Genomic DNA, 15,204 nt, shown 5'->3' on the forward strand with positions numbered 1-15,204 from the left:
CGCTGACCCGTGCGGCACCCAGGCACGAAGAGAGGGCTGAATGGCGCGCAAGCAGGCACCCGCCGCCGAGCCGGTCGAGGAGCGCATCGAGGACATCGACCTCGAGGCCGAGATGCAGGGCTCGTACCTTGAGTACGCATACTCCGTCATCTACTCTCGCGCCCTGCCCGATGCCCGCGACGGCCTCAAGCCCGTGCAGCGCCGCATCCTCTACCAGATGGCCGAGATGGGGCTGCGCCCCGACCGCGGCCACGTCAAGAGCGCCCGCGTCGTCGGCGAGGTGATGGGAAAGCTGCACCCTCACGGCGACAGCGCGATCTACGACGCCCTCGTCCGCCTCGCGCAGGACTTCGCGCTGCGCGTGCCGCTCGTCGACGGGCACGGCAACTTCGGATCGCTCGACGACGGCCCCGCCGCCGCGCGCTACACCGAGGCCCGCCTGGCCTCGCCCGCGCTCGCGCTGACCGAGGACCTCGACGAGGACGTCGTCGACTTCGTCCCCAATTACGACGGCCAGTTCCAGCAGCCCGACGTGCTGCCCGCCGCCTACCCGAACCTGCTCGTCAACGGCGCCAGCGGCATCGCGGTCGGCATGGCCACCAACATGGCCCCGCACAACCTCATCGAGGTCGTGAACGCGGCGATCCACCTGCTCGAGAATCCCGAGGCCACCACCGACGAGCTCATGGAGTTCGTTCCGGGCCCCGACTTCCCGTCCGGGGGCATCGTGATGGGCCTCGACGGCGTGAAGGACGCGTACGAGACCGGCCGCGGCGCCATCAAGGTGCGCGCGAAGACGTCGATCGAGCAGATCGGTCCCCGCCGCACCGGCATCGTCGTCACCGAGCTGCCCTACATGGTCGGCCCCGAGCGCGTCATCGAGAAGATGAAGGACGCGGTGCAGTCCAAGAAGCTGCAGGGCGTCGCCGAGGTGCAGGACCTCACCGATCGCAACAACGGCCTGCGGCTGATCATCACGGTCAAGACCGGCTTCGACCCGGCCGCCGTGCTCGAGCTCCTCTTCCGGCTCACGCCCATGGAGGACTCCTTCAACTTCAACAATGTCGCCCTCGTCGACGGCCAGCCGCGCACGCTCGGCCTCAAGGAGCTGCTGCGCGTCTACATCGATCACCGCCTCCAGGTGGTCACCCGGCGCAGCCGGTACCGCCTGGCGCGCCGGCAGGAGCGCCTGCACCTCGTGCAGGGTCTGCTCATCGCGATCCTCGACATCGACGAGGTCATCCAGGTCATCCGCTCCAGCGAGACGGCCGAGGAGGCGCGCACGCGCCTGTGCCAGGTGTTCGACCTCGACGAGGTGCAGGCCGAGTACATCCTCGAGCTGCGCCTGCGCCGCCTGACCAAGTTCTCGCGCATCGAGCTCGAGAAGGAGCGCGACGAGCTGCTCGCCGAGATCGCGTACCTCGAGGAGCTGCTCGGCTCCGACGCGCTGCTGCGCCGGCAGGTGGCCACCGAGCTCGAGGCCACGGCCGAGAAGCTGGGCACGCCGCGCCGCACGATGCTCATGAACGCCCGGCCGGCCGCGCCGCGATCGGCCAAGGCCTCGGCGGGCACCGATCTGCAGATCGCCGACGGCCCCACGCTCGTGGCGCTGTCCACGACGGGCCGCGCCGTGCGCGTCGACCTCACGGAGGGCCAGGAGCTGGCCGCGCCGTCGCGCCGCAGCAAGCACGACGCGATCCTCGCCACCGCCCAGGGCACGATCCGCGGCGAGCTCGGGGCGATCACCTCGCGCGGCCGCATCATGCGCTTCTCCCCCATCGATCTGCCGTCCGTGCCGGCCAGCTCCGTGCAGCTGGGCGCCGGCGTCAAGCTGCGCGACTACATCGGGCTGCTCGACAAATCGGAGCGGATCGTCACGATCATCGCCCTCGACTCCGACGTGCCCGTCGCGCTCGGCACCGCGCAGGGCGTCGTCAAGCGGATCGTGCCCTCGGGCCTGGCCGCCAAGCCCGAGCTCGAGGTGATCGGCCTCAAGCCCGGCGACGCGGTCGTCGGAGCGGCCGTCGCCCCCGGTGACGCCGAGCTCGTCTTCGTCACCAAGGATGCGCAGCTGCTGCGGTTCGCGGCGTCGTCCGTGCGACCCCAGGGCGCGCCTGCGGGCGGCATGGCCGGCATCAAGCTGGGCGCCGGCAGCGAGGTGCTGTTCTTCGGCGCGGCCACGGGCGATGACACCGTCGTGGTGACGGTGTCGGGCTCCGACGCGATCCTCGCGGGGACCGACCCGGGGCGCGCGAAGATCACGGACTTCTCGGAGTTCCCCGCCAAGGGCCGCGCCACCGGCGGCGTCCGCGCCCACAGTCTGCTCAAGGGCGAGGACCGCCTCACGCTCGCCTGGGTCGGACCCGACCCGGCGCTCGCCGTCGACGCCCAGGGCGCGGTGCGCAAGCTGCCGCAGACTCTCGCGCGCCGCGATGCCTCGGGCCAGCCCCTCGAGGCCGTCATCGGCTCGATCGGCCGCACGCTCGTCTGACGCCGCGCCCGGGGGCGGGACGAATTTCGCGGGGATGTCGCGATCAGCGGATCCCTCGAGCAGATCGATCCGCGTCTGTCGTCATCGTCCGCGGATTCGTGACACGCGGTCCGCGCCCCGAGCCCGTGGCCGCACCGGTCCGCGCCCGCACGGCGATCAAGGCGCAGGCGATCACGGCCGCGCCGCCTGCGATCGTCGCGATGGTGATCGGCTCGCCGAGGATCACAGCCGACCAGCAGATCGTCATCACGGGCTGCGCGAGCTGCACCTGGCTCACCTGCGCCATCGGGCCGATCGACAGCCCCCGGTACCAGGCGACGAAGCCGAGGAACATGCTGACGACGCCGAGGTAGGCGAAGGCGGCCCAGGCCGTGAGCGGTGCGACGGGCGGCGGCGCCGCGATCGCGACGCCGCTGAGCAGAAGCATGACGGGTGAGGCGAGCACGAGGGCCCACGCGATCGTCTGCCACGAGCCGAGCTCTCGTGCCAGCAGGCCTCCCTCCGCATAGGCGATCGCGCACACCGCCACGGCGGCGAACAGCAGCAGGTCCGCGCTCCCGAACCCCGCGACGCCGCCCTGAAGCCCGGCGAACGCGAGGGCGGCGATCGCGCCGGCCGCAGCCGCGATCCAGAACCGACGACCCGGCCGCTCGCCCGTGCGCAGCACCGCGACCACCGCCGTCACGGCGGGAAGCAGGGCGATCACCACGGCTCCATGGGTCGCGGGCACACGCTCGAGCGCATAGGAGGTGAGCAACGGGAAGCCGGCGACCGCGCCGCCCGCCACCACCGCCAACCGCAGCGCCTGCGTCGCACTCGGCAGCTGCTGACGGGTCGCCCGCAGCGCCACGACCGCCAGCAGTGCCGCGACCACGGCGCGGCCGGCGCCCACGAAGAGGGGCGAGAGCCCGCCCGCCACGGCGACGCGCGTCAGCGGGAGCGTGAACGAGAACGCGATGACGCCGAGCAATCCCCACCAGGTCCCCGCAAAGGGACGCTGTAGCGGTCGCGGCGACTGATGGATAGCGCTACTGTTGCTCTTCATGTTCGACAGTAGCAGCGACCGCATTGCATCGGAACTGCGCGCCTGGAGCCTCGCGGCACCGCCGGGAGCCCGGCTGCCATCCACCCGGGAACTGGTCGCTCGGTACGAGGCGAGCCCCGTCACGGTGCAGAAGGCGCTGCGCCTGCTCGCTGCCCAGGGCATCGTCGAGACGCGGCCGGGAGTGGGCACCTTCACCCGCGCGCTCCGCACCGCGCGCCCCGGTGACTTCGGCTGGCAGACCGGCGCGCTCGGCTCCCGGGGACCCCTCGCGCAGGCTCCGTCGGCCGGACTGCGTGCGGTGCCGAACGACGTGATCGCGCTGCACTCCGGGTACCCGGAGCGCGAGCTCCTCCCCGAGCGGCTCGTCCGCGCCGCCCTCGCGCGCGCCTCCCGCGGCGAGACCGCCGTCGATCGCGCGCCGTCGGCCGGCCTGCCCGCCCTGCAGGAGTGGTTCGCCTCCGAGCTCGCCGCGGCGACCTCGGCCGGGCTCACGGCCCCGGCCGCCCGCGACGTCGTGGTGGTTCCGGGAAGCCAGTCCGCCCTGAGCACGCTCTTCCGCGCGCTCGTCGGCGCGGGCCGCCCGCTGGTGATCGAATCGCCCACCTACTGGGGCGCGCTGCTCGCCGCCGCCCAGGTCGGCGTCGAGCTGATTCCCGTGCCGTCGGGTCCGAACGGCCCGGATCCCGAGGAGGTCGAGCGCGCCTTCGCGCAGTCGAGCGCCCGAGCGTTCTATGCCCAGCCGACCTACGCCAATCCCACGGGCGCACAGTGGTCACCCGGCGTGGTCACCGGCATGCTCGACATCGTCCGCCGGCACGGCGCCTTCCTGATCGAGGACGACTGGGCGCGAGACTTCGGGATCACCACCGATCCCGCACCGGTCGCGGGCCGCGACGATGCCGGGCACGTCATCCACCTGCGATCGCTGACCAAGAGCCTCTCCCCCGCGATCCGGGTGGCCGCGATCATCGCTCGCGGCCCGGCGCGCGACCGCATCCTCGCCGACGTCCAGGCGCACGCCATGTACGTCAGCGGGGTGCTGCAGGCCGCCGCGCTCGACGTCGTGACGCAGCCGGGGTGGTCGTCGCACCTGCGCGGCCTGCGGCCACGGCTGCGGTCACGCCGCGACCTCATGGTCGACGCGGTGCAGCGGCACCTCCCCGGCGCACACCTGGAGGCCATACCCCCGGGTGGCCTCAACCTGTGGCTCCGGCTACCCGACGACACGGACCTTCCGCGCCTCGCCCGCACCTGCGAGGAACGGGGCGTGCTGATCGCGCCCGGTGGCGAGTGGTTCCCCGCCGAGCCCCCGGGGTGCTACCTGCGCCTGAACTATTCGGGCGCGAGCCCTGCCGCGTTCGACGACGCCGCGCGGATCATCGGCGAGGCGCTCGAGGGGGCCGCAGGCTGACTGGGCGGAGGATCTCGCGACCCGACACGCTCAGTGGCGCCGGAACTCCGGCCGGGGCGTGCCCGGCTTGAGGTGCGAGCACAGGGCGCCCTTGGCGATGTCGAGCGTGGGATAGCTGCCGATCGGCTCGGACCCGCCGGCCATCGTGACGGCGAAGCCCTCCTCGTCTCGGCGGATGGATCCGACCGCGCCGGCCTGCCCGTAGGCCACCCACAGCGCGCGCGTCTGAGTCATGGACATGGCGTCTCCTCCCGCGCGATCCTCGTCGACCGCACACGGCGACCGTACGCCGACCGCGCGCGGGAATCCACCCCCTGCCCTTGCCCGCATTTCGCGCCCTGCGGGCGCTGCGCTCAATGTTGACCCGCGGCGGATCAACGCCGCTGCGCGGCATTGATCCGCCGCGCGTCAAGCGTCGATGGCCTCGCGGTCGAGGCGATCGGCCGAGTCGATGATGAACTCGCGACGCGGGGCGACCTCGTTGCCCATGAGCATCTCGAACACCCGGCCGGCGGCCTCGGCGTCCTCGAGGCGCACGCGGCGCAGGAGCCGCCCGTCGCGCATCATGGTGGTCTCGGCGAGCTGATCGGCGTCCATCTCGCCCAGGCCCTTGTAGCGCTGGATGGGCTCCTGCCAGCGCTTGCCGGCCTTGCGCAGCTTGGCCAGCAGCGCGTGCAGCTCGCGCTCGCTGTAGGTATAGATCGTCTCGTTCGGCTTCGAGCCGGGATTCATGACGATCACGCGGTGCAGCGGCGGCACGGCCGCGAACACGCGCCCGTGCTCGATGAGCGGGCGCATGTAGCGGTAGAAGAGCGTCAGCAGCAGGGTGCGGATGTGCGCGCCGTCGACGTCTGCGTCGCTCATCATGATCACCTTGCCGTAGCGGGCGGCGTCGATGTCGAAGGAGCGGCCGGAGCCGGCGCCGACGACCTGGATGATCGACGCGCACTCGGCGTTCGAGAGCATGTCGCTGATCGACGCCTTCTGCACGTTGAGGATCTTGCCGCGGATCGGCAGCAGCGCCTGGAACTCGCTGTCGCGCGCGAGCTTGGCCGTGCCGAGGGCCGAGTCGCCCTCGACGATGAACAGCTCGGAGTTCTCGACGTCCTTGGTGCGGCAGTCGACGAGCTTGGTGGGCAGGGTCGACGACTCGAGGGCGTTCTTGCGGCGCTGCGTCTCCTTGTGGGTGCGCGCCGAGATGCGGGCCTTCATCTCCGAGACGACCTTGTCCAGGAGCATCGAGACCTGGTTCTTGTCGTCGCGCTTGCTGCTCGTGAAGCGCTCCTTGAGCGCCTCGCGCACGACCTTGGCCACGATCGATCGCGCCGCGGGCGTGCCGAGGACCTCCTTGGTCTGCCCCTCGAACTGCGGCTCGGGCAGCTCCACGGTGAGCACCGCGGTGAGGCCGGCGAGAACGTCGTCTTTCTCGACCTTCTCGCTCGCTCCCACCTTGAGGCGCCGGGCGTTGGCGGCGACCTGATCGCGCAGCTGCTTGAGCAGCTCCTGCTCGAAGCCCTGCTGGTGCGTGCCGCCCTTGGGCGTGGAGATGATGTTCACGAACGAGCGGACGATCGTGTCGTATCCGGTTCCCCAGCGCAGGGCGATGTCGACGCGGCACTCGCGCTCGACCTCGGTGGAGCGCATCGAGCCGTCTGCCTGCAGCATCGGGACGGTCTCGGTGAAGGTGCCCGATCCCTCCAGGCGCCACGTGTCGGTCACGGGGGCGTCGGTGGCGAGGTACTCCACGAACTCAGAGATGCCACCGTCGAACTTGAAGGACGTGTCGACGGGCTCCTCGCCCCGCTCGTCGCGGATGGCGATCTCGAGGCCGGGCACGAGGAACGCCGTCTGCCGGGCGCGGGTCATGAGGTCGTCGAGCTGGAATGCCGCGTCCTTCGTGAAGATCTGGCGATCGGCCCAGTACCGCACCCGCGTGCCGGTGACGCCCTTGGCGACCTTGCCGACGATCTTCAGCTCGCTGGACTGCTCGAACGGGCGGAACGGCGCGTCCGGGCGCTTGCCGCCCTTGTCGTCGAACACACCGGGCTCGCCGCGATGGAACGACATCGCGTAGGTCTTGCCGTTGCGGTCCACCTCGACGTCGAGGCGCTCGCTGAGCGCGTTGACCACCGACGCGCCCACGCCGTGCAGGCCGCCCGAGGCGGCGTACGAGCCGCCGCCGAACTTTCCGCCCGCGTGAAGCTTGGTGTAGACGACTTCGACGCCCGTCAGTCCGGTGCGGGGCTCGACATCGACGGGCACGCCGCGGCCGCGATCGCGCACCTCGACGCTGCCGTCGGCGTGGAGGATCACGTCGATGCGCGAGCCGTTGCCGGCCACGGCCTCGTCGACGGAGTTGTCGATGATCTCCCACAGGCAGTGCATGAGTCCCGGGGAGCCGTTCGAGCCGATGTACATGCCCGGCCGCTTGCGGACGGCCTCCAGCCCTTCCAGGACCTGCAGATGGTGGGCTGAGTACTCGGCTGTCACAATCTTCGATGCTATCCGCGGCCGGCTGTGCGGCCCCGCAGACACTCCCCGCGTCACGCAGTCGTCACGCCGTCTTCGCCCGCTGCTTCGCGCTGAGCGAAACATGCCGCGGTTCGGGATGGATCCCCAGAGTCGCGTGGTTATATGTGAGGCATCGGAACCTTCGGTGCACACGATTCGAGGAGGCAGATTCACATGACCACCGCAACCGCTGAAGCCCCTGTCCTCCACCGCCTGACGACGGCCGACCGCTGCGACTCGTGTGGCGCCCAGGCCTACATCGCCGCCGAGGTCAACGGCAGCGAGCTGCTCTTCTGCGCCCACCACGGCCGCAAGTACGAGGAGAAGCTGCGCGCCGTCGCCACCAGCTGGCACGACGAGACCGAGCGGCTTCAGGCCTGATCCCAGGACTTCGAAGACGCCCATCCGGATGATCCGGGTGGGCGTCTTCTCGTTTCCGGCTCAGACGTACACGCGCGGCACGAGCGGCGAGATCCGCAGCAGGATCTCCTCGCCCACCGTGTCGATCGCCTCGGCCAGGTCGGTGGCGCTCGGGACGCCGACTGAGGGGGCGCCGAAGATCTCGACCTCGTCGCCCACCGCGGCGCCGTCCCAGCCGCCGACCCACGACATCGTCGGCTCGATGCGCAGGCTTTGGGGCCCACCCGGCGTGACGACCGAGATCCGCCCGCCGAGCGTCGAGGGCAGCCCGTCGACCGATCCGATCCCGATGGCAACGAGCCCGTCGCGCACCGCCGTGACCCGCGCCACGAGGGTGGCCACGGGCGCGATGCCCTCGATCTCGGGCGCGCCGGCGGAGCGCACGCCGTAGCAGAACGCGCCGATGCGCACGAGGTCGTAGCGGAACTCGGCCCGATGCCACGACGCGGCGCTCGCGGCGAGGTGGCGCACCTCGGGGCGCAGACCCGCCTGCCGCGCCGCCTCGACGGCCGCGTCGAAGACCGCGCGCGAGGCGTCGTCCTCGGCGTCGCTGGCCTCGGCGATGTGGCTCCAGATGCCGGCGACCCGGATGCGGCCCGCCGCCTCGAGCTCGACCGCGCGCGCGACGGCGCCGGGCCAGGCCTCGGGCCGGATGCCGTTGCGGTGCAGGCCCGTGTCGATCTTGAGGTGCACCACGGCGCGCTCGCCGCGGTCGCCGGCCACACGCGCGACGCGCTCGAGGGAGTCGGCATCGCCGATCCCGAGCTCCAGGCCGGCATCGAGCGCGACAGCCACCTCCTCGTCGGTCGCGGTCGCCCAGCAGAACACGCGCGCCTCGGGGCGCAGCGCCTTCGCCCTCAGCACGCTGGGCAGATCGATCGCGCCGAACCAGGCCACGCCCTCCGCCGACGCCGCGGTGACCACGGCGTCGACCCCGAGCCCGTACGCATCGTCCTTGAGCACGACGAGCAGCTCGGCCGGCGCCATCCGCTCGCGCAGGGTGCGGATGTTGTGCCGCAGTCGGCCGATGTCGACGCGCAGCTCGGCGTCGGGCCGATGGCCCGCCGGGCGCGCGCCGACGCCCGCCGCGAGCTCGAGCTCGGTCATGCCCGTCACGCGCGCCCAGTGCGCGAGCGCGTCCGGGTGCTCGGGGCCGAGGAACACCGCGTGATCGCCGGGCACGATGTCGGCCGTGCCGATGTCGATGACGCACACGTCCATGGCCACGCGCCCGACGATCGGGAACTCCGCTCCCCGGATCCAGACGGTCGCCTGGCCGCCGAGGGCGCGCACGACGCCCTGGGCGTAGCCGCCCTGCACGAGCGCCACACGCGTGTCGGCCGGGGCGCGGAAGCGGTAGCCGTACGAGACGCCCTCGCCGGCGCGCAGCGGCTTGATCTGCAGCACGCGGCCGGTGAGCGAGGGCTCGTTGCCCGGGTCCTTGGAGGTCACCCGATTTAGACTAGGTGCCGCCCACATCCGCTCGCTCCGAGCTCGCTGGGCGCTCCCGCCACCGACCCGGAGGATCAATGCCCCTCGCTCTCGGACCCAAGCTGCGCTACCTCGTGGGGCGCGCCCGCCGCATCGACATCGGCTCGGTGATCGAGCGAGCGAAGGAGGCCCACGACCAGCACGGCAAGGCGGTCCCGGCGGTCGTCGTCGACATGCTGTGGTCGGCGGCGAAGCACGACGTCGCCTTCCAGGACTACGTCGACTACGACTTCGCGATGCTCACCAAGCAGGAGCGCGCGACGTTCATGACCCACCCCGTGTCGATGCAGCTCGCGGCGCGCTTCTCGAAGCCGGAGGGCCGTGCGATCTTCGAGGACAAGATCGCCTTCAACAAGCGCTTCGCCGATCACCTGCGTCGCGAGTGGATGGTCGTCACCGACGACAACGCCGAGGAGGTGCGGGCGTTCGTCGAGCGGCACGGCACGGTGATCGCGAAGGTTCCCGTGAGCCACATGGGGCTCGGCGTGCGCCGCTATCACGCCGCCGATGTCGAGGACTGGGCCGGGTTCCACAAGCGGCTGCTCGAGAGCGACGAGATCCTCCTCGAGGAGGTCATCCGCCAGCACGACGACATCGCCGCCTACTGCCCCGGCACGGTGAACACGACGCGCATCGTGGCGTTCTTCGACGGCACCGACGTGCACATCATCGCCGTGGCCCAGAAGTTCGGCCGCGGCGCGGTGAGCGACCAGATGTCGTACGGCGGCTTCTACACGATGCTCGACCCCGAGACCGGGCACGCGCTGAGCGCCGGCTACGACTCGCACGGGCACGTTCACGAGACCCACCCCGACTCGGGCCTGCGCATCGCGGACTTCCAGCTGCCGCGCTTCGACGAGGCGGTCGCGCTGATCGATCGCGCGGCGCGGGTCGTGCCCGAGGTGCAGTACGCCGGCTGGGACGTGGTCGTCACCAACGACGGCGTCGACCTCGTCGAGGGCAATTGGGGCGTGGGCGTGTACGAGAACAAGCCCAGCGTCTCGGGCGTGCGCACGGGCAACAAGCCGCGCTACCGCGCCGCCATGGGGTTCTGACCCGCACACGACGAAACCGGCCGGATCCCGAGGGACCCGGCCGGTTTCGCGTGATGGTCAGAGTGCGCGGATGATGCCGAGCGGTGTGGACTGGTGGCCCTGCCCGAGCGGGTTGTCCTTGAGGATCCGCACGAGGCGCTTCTCGCCGTCGCGTCCGAGCGTGGAGCCGAGGATGTTCCCACCGAGGTCGTTGATGTCGACCACGGCGACCTGCGCGTCGGCCTTGAGAAGCGACCTCACGTGCGCCGCGACCTCGCGCGGCCGCTCCGGACCGAGCACCACGGCCGTGTTGTACGGCGGGATGGTGCCGGGCGTGGGGCCGTCGATCGCGCGGGCCTTGTCGCCGGCGATGCGGTAGAAGTCGCCGCGGCGCCCGAACAGCTTCGTCACGGCCGACACGGCCGCGGCGAAGAGGATGCGGGGCGTGCCGACCTCGCGCAGGGCGAACTCCATCGTCTCGGGGATGCCGAGGCCGATGCCGTACGCCGTCTTGGTGACGTACTTGGAGAGGAATCGCGCCAGCGGCCGTGCCTGGATCTCGCTCATCTGGTACGAGCGGCCCTGCATGATCGCCACGATCTTCTCGGTCACGAAGAGGATGTCGCCATCCCGCACGTGATCCGCCGCGTACGACGCGATGACCTCATCCAGCTCGTCGCCGGGCATGATGACCCGGGTCTTGAGCGGGATGCGCTGGTACGTGGTGCCGTCGACGACGACCTCGAGGGCCTTGCCCTCGTTCGCCGCCGCGCTCACTCGAGGTAGTCCCGCAGCGACTGCGAGCGGCTCGGGTGGCGCAGCTTCGCCATCGTCTTCGACTCGATCTGGCGGATGCGCTCGCGCGTGACGCCGAACGTGTCGCCGATCTGGTCGAGGGTCTTGGGCTGGCCGTCGCCGAGGCCGAAGCGCATGCGGATCACGCCCGCCTCGCGCTCGGAGAGCGAGTCGAGCAGGCTCTCGAGCTGACGCTGCAGCATCGTGAAGCCGACCGCGTCGGCCGGCACGACCGCCTCGGTGTCCTCGATCAGGTCACCGAACTCGCTGTCGCCGTCCTCGCCGAGCGGGGTGTGCAGCGAGATCGGCTCGCGGCCGTACTTCTGCACCTCGATGACCTTCTCCGGGGTCATGTCGAGTTCCTTCGACAGCTCCTCGGGGGTGGGTTCGCGACCCAGGTCCTGCAGCATCTGGCGCTGCACGCGGGCGAGCTTGTTGATGACCTCGACCATGTGCACGGGGATGCGGATCGTGCGAGCCTGGTCGGCCATGGCGCGCGTGATCGCCTGGCGGATCCACCAGGTCGCGTACGTCGAGAACTTGAAGCCCTTGGTGTAGTCGAACTTCTCGACCGCGCGGATGAGACCGAGGTTGCCCTCCTGGATCAGGTCCAGGAACTGCATGCCGCGGCCCGTGTAGCGCTTGGCGAGCGAGACGACGAGTCGCAGGTTGGCGCCGAGCAGGTGACTCTTGGCGCGCTGGCCGTCGCGGGCCACCCACTGCAGGTCGAGGCCGAGCTGGCTCGACTTCTCGGCCGCCGACATCTTCGACAGCTTCTCCTCGGCGAACAGACCGGCCTCGATGCGCATGGCGAGGTCGACCTCCTCCGCCGCGTTCAGCAGCGGAACCTTGCCGATCTGCTTGAGGTAGTCCTTGACCGGGTCGGCGGTGGCGCCGGTGATCTGCGTCGAATAGACCGGCACCTCCTCCTCGTCGGCCTGCGAGATGACGATGGCGCCGGTCGGCAGGGGCTCGGTCGCCGGCTTCGGCGCGGCCTCCTCTTCCTCGGTCTCGCCCTCGGCATCGGCGACGACCTCGATGGCCTCGGTCACCGGGGCCTCGTCGACGATCTCCTCGTCGGGCTCGATGTCCTCGGGATCGTCGGCGTCGGCCTTCTTCTTGGCCGTGGTCTTCTTGGCCGGAGCCTTCGCCGCGGTCTTCGCGGCGGCGGTCTTGGTGGCGCGCTTGGCGGGCGCCTTCTTCGGGGCGTCGGCGGCCTCGGTCGTCTCCTCGACGGTCTCGTCGCTCGCCTTCGCCGTGGTCTTCGTCGCGCTCTTGCGCGGGGTCTTCGTGGCAGTGGTCACGTTTCGCCTTTCACCGACGGCGCTGTGCGCGTCGCCCCCGGATGTGTTCGGGCACTAGTAAGACCCTTGTCAAGTCCTGCGCTGCGCGCCGCCTGACAACGGGTCCGTTCGTACATTATAGCGCGCGGACCTTGCGAAATATTCCGCCGAGGGGCTCAGGACGAGGCGCCCTTGTCGTCCTCCGCGGGCCGCGAGGCGAGATACCGCTCCAGCTCGGCGGCCAGCTCGTCGGCGCTCGGCAGGGCGGCCTCGTCGAAGGTGCCCATGCCCGAGGGGGCCGCGCCGCTGGCGAGGCGGGCGGCGTAGGCGTCGTAGCGCTCCTCGAGGCCGCGGACCATGCGCGCCAGCTCCTCGTTCGACTCAATCTGCTCCTCGACGCGGTCGAGGTAGTCGCGGTCCTCCTCGCGCAGGTCGTCGAGGGCGAACACGAGCCCCGTCGAGCTCATGAGCTTCTCCAGGGCCGCCGCGGTCGCCCCGGGGTAGTCGGTGTCCGCGAGGTAGTGCGGCACGAGCAGCACGAAGCCGGTCACCGACGCGCCCGCCTCGGTGAGGCGCACCTCGAGGAGATGCCCGACCGTCGCCGGCACCTGCGTGTGGGGGCGCCAGATGGAGTGCGCCTCGATGAGGTCGCCCCGCGTGCCGCTCACGGTGACGCCGAGCGTGCGCGTGTGCGGCACCGGCATCGCGATCGAGTGGACCCAGGTGACCGACGCGATGTCGAACTCGTCGCGCAGCTCGAGCACCGCGCGGGCGAACGCGTCCCACCCGAAGTCGGGCTCGTAGCCGGCCAGCAGCAGGAACGGCTGCCCGAGCGCGTCGTGCACGAGCGAGAGCTCCAGGCGCGGCGGCCGGTAGTCGATGAGGTGGTCCTGATCGAACGTGACGATCGGGCGGCGCGCCCGGTAGTCGAGCAGCACGTCGTTGGAGAACTTGACGATCAGCTGCGGGTCGAGCTCCTCGCGGGCGAACTCGATCACCCCGGAGACCGCTCCCCCGGCGTCGGTGAACCCGGTCATCAACACGACGAGCGGCAGCCCCTCCGGCACGACCGGGGCGTTCGCGACTCTCTCGTACAGCGGGCCGAATGGGGGCATTCCTCCATGCTACGAGCCGCGCCGCGGTCTGTGGCCGTGCGGGGCGGCTTACGCCACAGGCGAACCGCGGGCGGGGTGGGCCGCCGTCGGCGTCTGCGCGCGAACCTAGGATGGATCGCATGGCGCACCCCTCCATCGAGCTCTCGACCCGACCCTTCCCCGCCGACGATGCCGACGCGCTCGTCCTGGCCCTGCCCCGGCTCGAGGAGGCATCGCTCGACGCCTACCCCGGCCTGCAGGCCGCGCTGGAGGCGGTCGGGTTCACGGGTGCCGCGAAGTCCTACGCCCGCGTGTACGCCCCCGAGGTGACGACCAAGCCCCTCGCCGTCGTCGGCCTCGGCACCGCCGACGACCTCGAGGTCATCCGCCAGGCCGTCGGCGCCGGCGCCCGCCAGCTCACCGGCTTCGACACGATCGCCGTCTCGGTGGACGCCGCGATCGAGGACGCGTGGCTCGCCGGCGCGGAGGGCGCGCTGCTGGGCGCGTACCGCTTCGACGGCTACAAGACCGAGCCCGCCGACAAGGCCGCCAAGAAGCGCCGCGCGACGCGCGTGATCATCCACGCTCCCGAGGGCGCCACCGACGCCGACCTCGTGGCCGTCCGCGCGGGCGCCGAGGCGGTGGCGCTCGTGAAGGACCTCGTCTCCACGCCGGCCGAGTGGCAGAGCCCGGAGCAGCTCGCCCAGCAGGCGATCGACGCGGTCGACGGCCTGGACATCAACGTGACCGTGTACGACGAGGCCGCGCTCGAGGAGGGCGGCTTCGGCGGCATCCTCGGCGTGGGCAAGGGCTCGGATCGCCCGCCGCGCCTCGTGCGCCTCGAGTGGGCGCCGGAGGGCGCCGAGCGTCACGTGGCGCTCGTCGGCAAGGGCATCACGTTCGACACGGGCGGCCTCTCGCTCAAGCCCGCCGCGTCGATGGTCGGCATGCAGGAGGACATGACGGGTGCCGCCGAGGTGCTCGCCACCGTTCGAGCGGCCGCGCAGCGCGAGCTGCCGGTGCGCGTGACGGCGTGGATGTGCATCGCCGACAACATGCCCTCGGGCCGCGCGACCCGCCCCGGCGATGTGCTGCGCATGCTCGACGGGCAGACCGTCGAGGTCACCAACACCGACGCCGAGGGCCGACTCGTGATGGCCGACGGCCTCGTCGCCGCCAGCCGCGAGAACCCCGACGTGATCGTCGACGTCGCGACGCTGACGGGCGCGATCATCATCGGCCTCGGCACCCGCTACACCGGCGTGATGGGCGATCAGGAGGCGGTCGACGCGTTCCTGCGCGCCTCGGACCGCACCGGCGAGCTCGTCTGGGCGCTGCCGCTGCCCGACTACCTCGACGAGGCGCTGGAGTCGCGCGTCGCCGACATGCAGAACGCCAACGTCGGCAACCGCGAGGCGGGCACCCTGTTCGCGGGCCGCTTCCTGCAGCGCTTCGTCGGCCGCACGGGCGACGGCGAGGACGCGCCGCGGATCCCATGGGTCCACCTCGACATCGCCGGCTCGGCCATGTCGGCCGGCGGCGCCTACGGCTACACCGACAAGGGCCCGACCGGCGCGTCGGTCCGCACGCTCATCGACTTCGTCGCCGCCGGCGGCGAGCTGGTCTGAC

General features: G+C 71.3%; 12 protein-coding genes. 5 read left to right on the plus strand and 7 right to left on the minus strand.

All coding sequences use genetic code 11. From position 1 onward, the window contains the following. Positions 1–40: 40 nt before the first annotated feature. Entirely contained in the window at positions 41–2,491 is a 2,451-nt protein-coding gene (locus tag E3O41_RS08420) for a DNA gyrase/topoisomerase IV subunit A (RefSeq protein ID WP_067027117.1), read from the plus strand. Positions 2,492–2,534: 43 nt separating this feature from the next. On the opposite strand, the gene E3O41_RS08425 is transcribed toward E3O41_RS08420, so the two are convergent. Then, positions 2,535–3,536, minus strand: coding sequence for a DMT family transporter (locus tag E3O41_RS08425; RefSeq protein WP_067027119.1), 1,002 nt, complete (start codon positions 3,534–3,536; stop codon positions 2,535–2,537). Here E3O41_RS08425 and E3O41_RS08430 point away from each other — a divergent pair. After that, positions 3,535–4,947, plus strand: a complete 1,413-nt coding sequence (locus E3O41_RS08430; protein ID WP_135012252.1) for an aminotransferase-like domain-containing protein — start codon at positions 3,535–3,537, stop codon at positions 4,945–4,947. The two genes, E3O41_RS08425 and E3O41_RS08430, sit on opposite strands and share 2 nt — an antisense overlap. Before the next feature lie 30 nt (positions 4,948–4,977). On the opposite strand, the gene E3O41_RS08435 is transcribed toward E3O41_RS08430, so the two are convergent. Next, positions 4,978–5,187 (minus strand): methyltransferase, encoded by a 210-nt coding sequence (locus tag E3O41_RS08435; protein ID WP_067027123.1) that lies wholly within the window; start codon positions 5,185–5,187, stop codon positions 4,978–4,980. Positions 5,188–5,355: 168 nt separating this feature from the next. Beyond that, on the minus strand, positions 5,356–7,437 hold the full coding sequence (locus E3O41_RS08440) for a DNA gyrase/topoisomerase IV subunit B (RefSeq protein ID WP_420845469.1): 2,082 nt from the start codon (positions 7,435–7,437) through the stop codon (positions 5,356–5,358). A 195-nt stretch (positions 7,438–7,632) separates the two neighbouring features. Between E3O41_RS08440 and E3O41_RS08445 the strand changes: the two genes are divergently transcribed. Further along, the gene (locus E3O41_RS08445) at positions 7,633–7,839 is read left to right on the plus strand and encodes a DUF7455 domain-containing protein (RefSeq protein ID WP_067027125.1); all 207 of its coding nucleotides are present in this window, start codon (positions 7,633–7,635) and stop codon (positions 7,837–7,839) included. Positions 7,840–7,899: 60 nt separating this feature from the next. Here the strand turns inward: E3O41_RS08445 and E3O41_RS08450 are convergent, their stop codons facing one another. Then, positions 7,900–9,330: an alanine racemase gene (locus E3O41_RS08450; RefSeq protein ID WP_158231531.1), complete on the minus strand. Its 1,431-nt coding sequence runs from the start codon at positions 9,328–9,330 to the stop codon at positions 7,900–7,902. A gap of 77 nt (positions 9,331–9,407) precedes the next feature. Here E3O41_RS08450 and E3O41_RS08455 point away from each other — a divergent pair, with 77 nt between their 5' ends. Further along, complete coding sequence (locus E3O41_RS08455) at positions 9,408–10,424, plus strand: sugar-transfer associated ATP-grasp domain-containing protein (protein ID WP_067027127.1); 1,017 nt, start codon at positions 9,408–9,410, stop codon at positions 10,422–10,424. A 57-nt stretch (positions 10,425–10,481) separates the two neighbouring features. On the opposite strand, the gene E3O41_RS08460 is transcribed toward E3O41_RS08455, so the two are convergent. The 3 genes from E3O41_RS08460 to E3O41_RS08470 form a co-directional block, all read right to left on the minus strand. Further along, a complete protein-coding gene (locus E3O41_RS08460; RefSeq protein WP_067027129.1) occupies positions 10,482–11,180 on the minus strand; it encodes a coenzyme F420-0:L-glutamate ligase in 699 nt (232 codons plus the stop codon). After that, positions 11,177–12,502 carry an RNA polymerase sigma factor gene (locus E3O41_RS08465; RefSeq protein ID WP_067027131.1) on the minus strand — a complete coding sequence of 442 codons (1,326 nt, stop codon included), beginning with the start codon at positions 12,500–12,502 and terminating at the stop codon, positions 11,177–11,179. Before E3O41_RS08465 ends, E3O41_RS08460 begins: the two co-directional genes overlap by 4 nt. Before the next feature lie 155 nt (positions 12,503–12,657). Beyond that, positions 12,658–13,596: a proteasome assembly chaperone family protein gene (locus tag E3O41_RS08470; protein WP_067027133.1), complete on the minus strand. Its 939-nt coding sequence runs from the start codon at positions 13,594–13,596 to the stop codon at positions 12,658–12,660. Between the two features lie 119 nt (positions 13,597–13,715). Between E3O41_RS08470 and E3O41_RS08475 the strand changes: the two genes are divergently transcribed. Beyond that, complete coding sequence (locus E3O41_RS08475) at positions 13,716–15,203, plus strand: leucyl aminopeptidase (protein ID WP_067027135.1); 1,488 nt, start codon at positions 13,716–13,718, stop codon at positions 15,201–15,203. The last annotated feature ends 1 nt before the right edge of the window (position 15,204 follow it).

The organism is Microbacterium sediminis, assembly GCF_004564075.1.
GTDB classification, from domain to species: domain Bacteria; phylum Actinomycetota; class Actinomycetes; order Actinomycetales; family Microbacteriaceae; genus Microbacterium; species Microbacterium sediminis.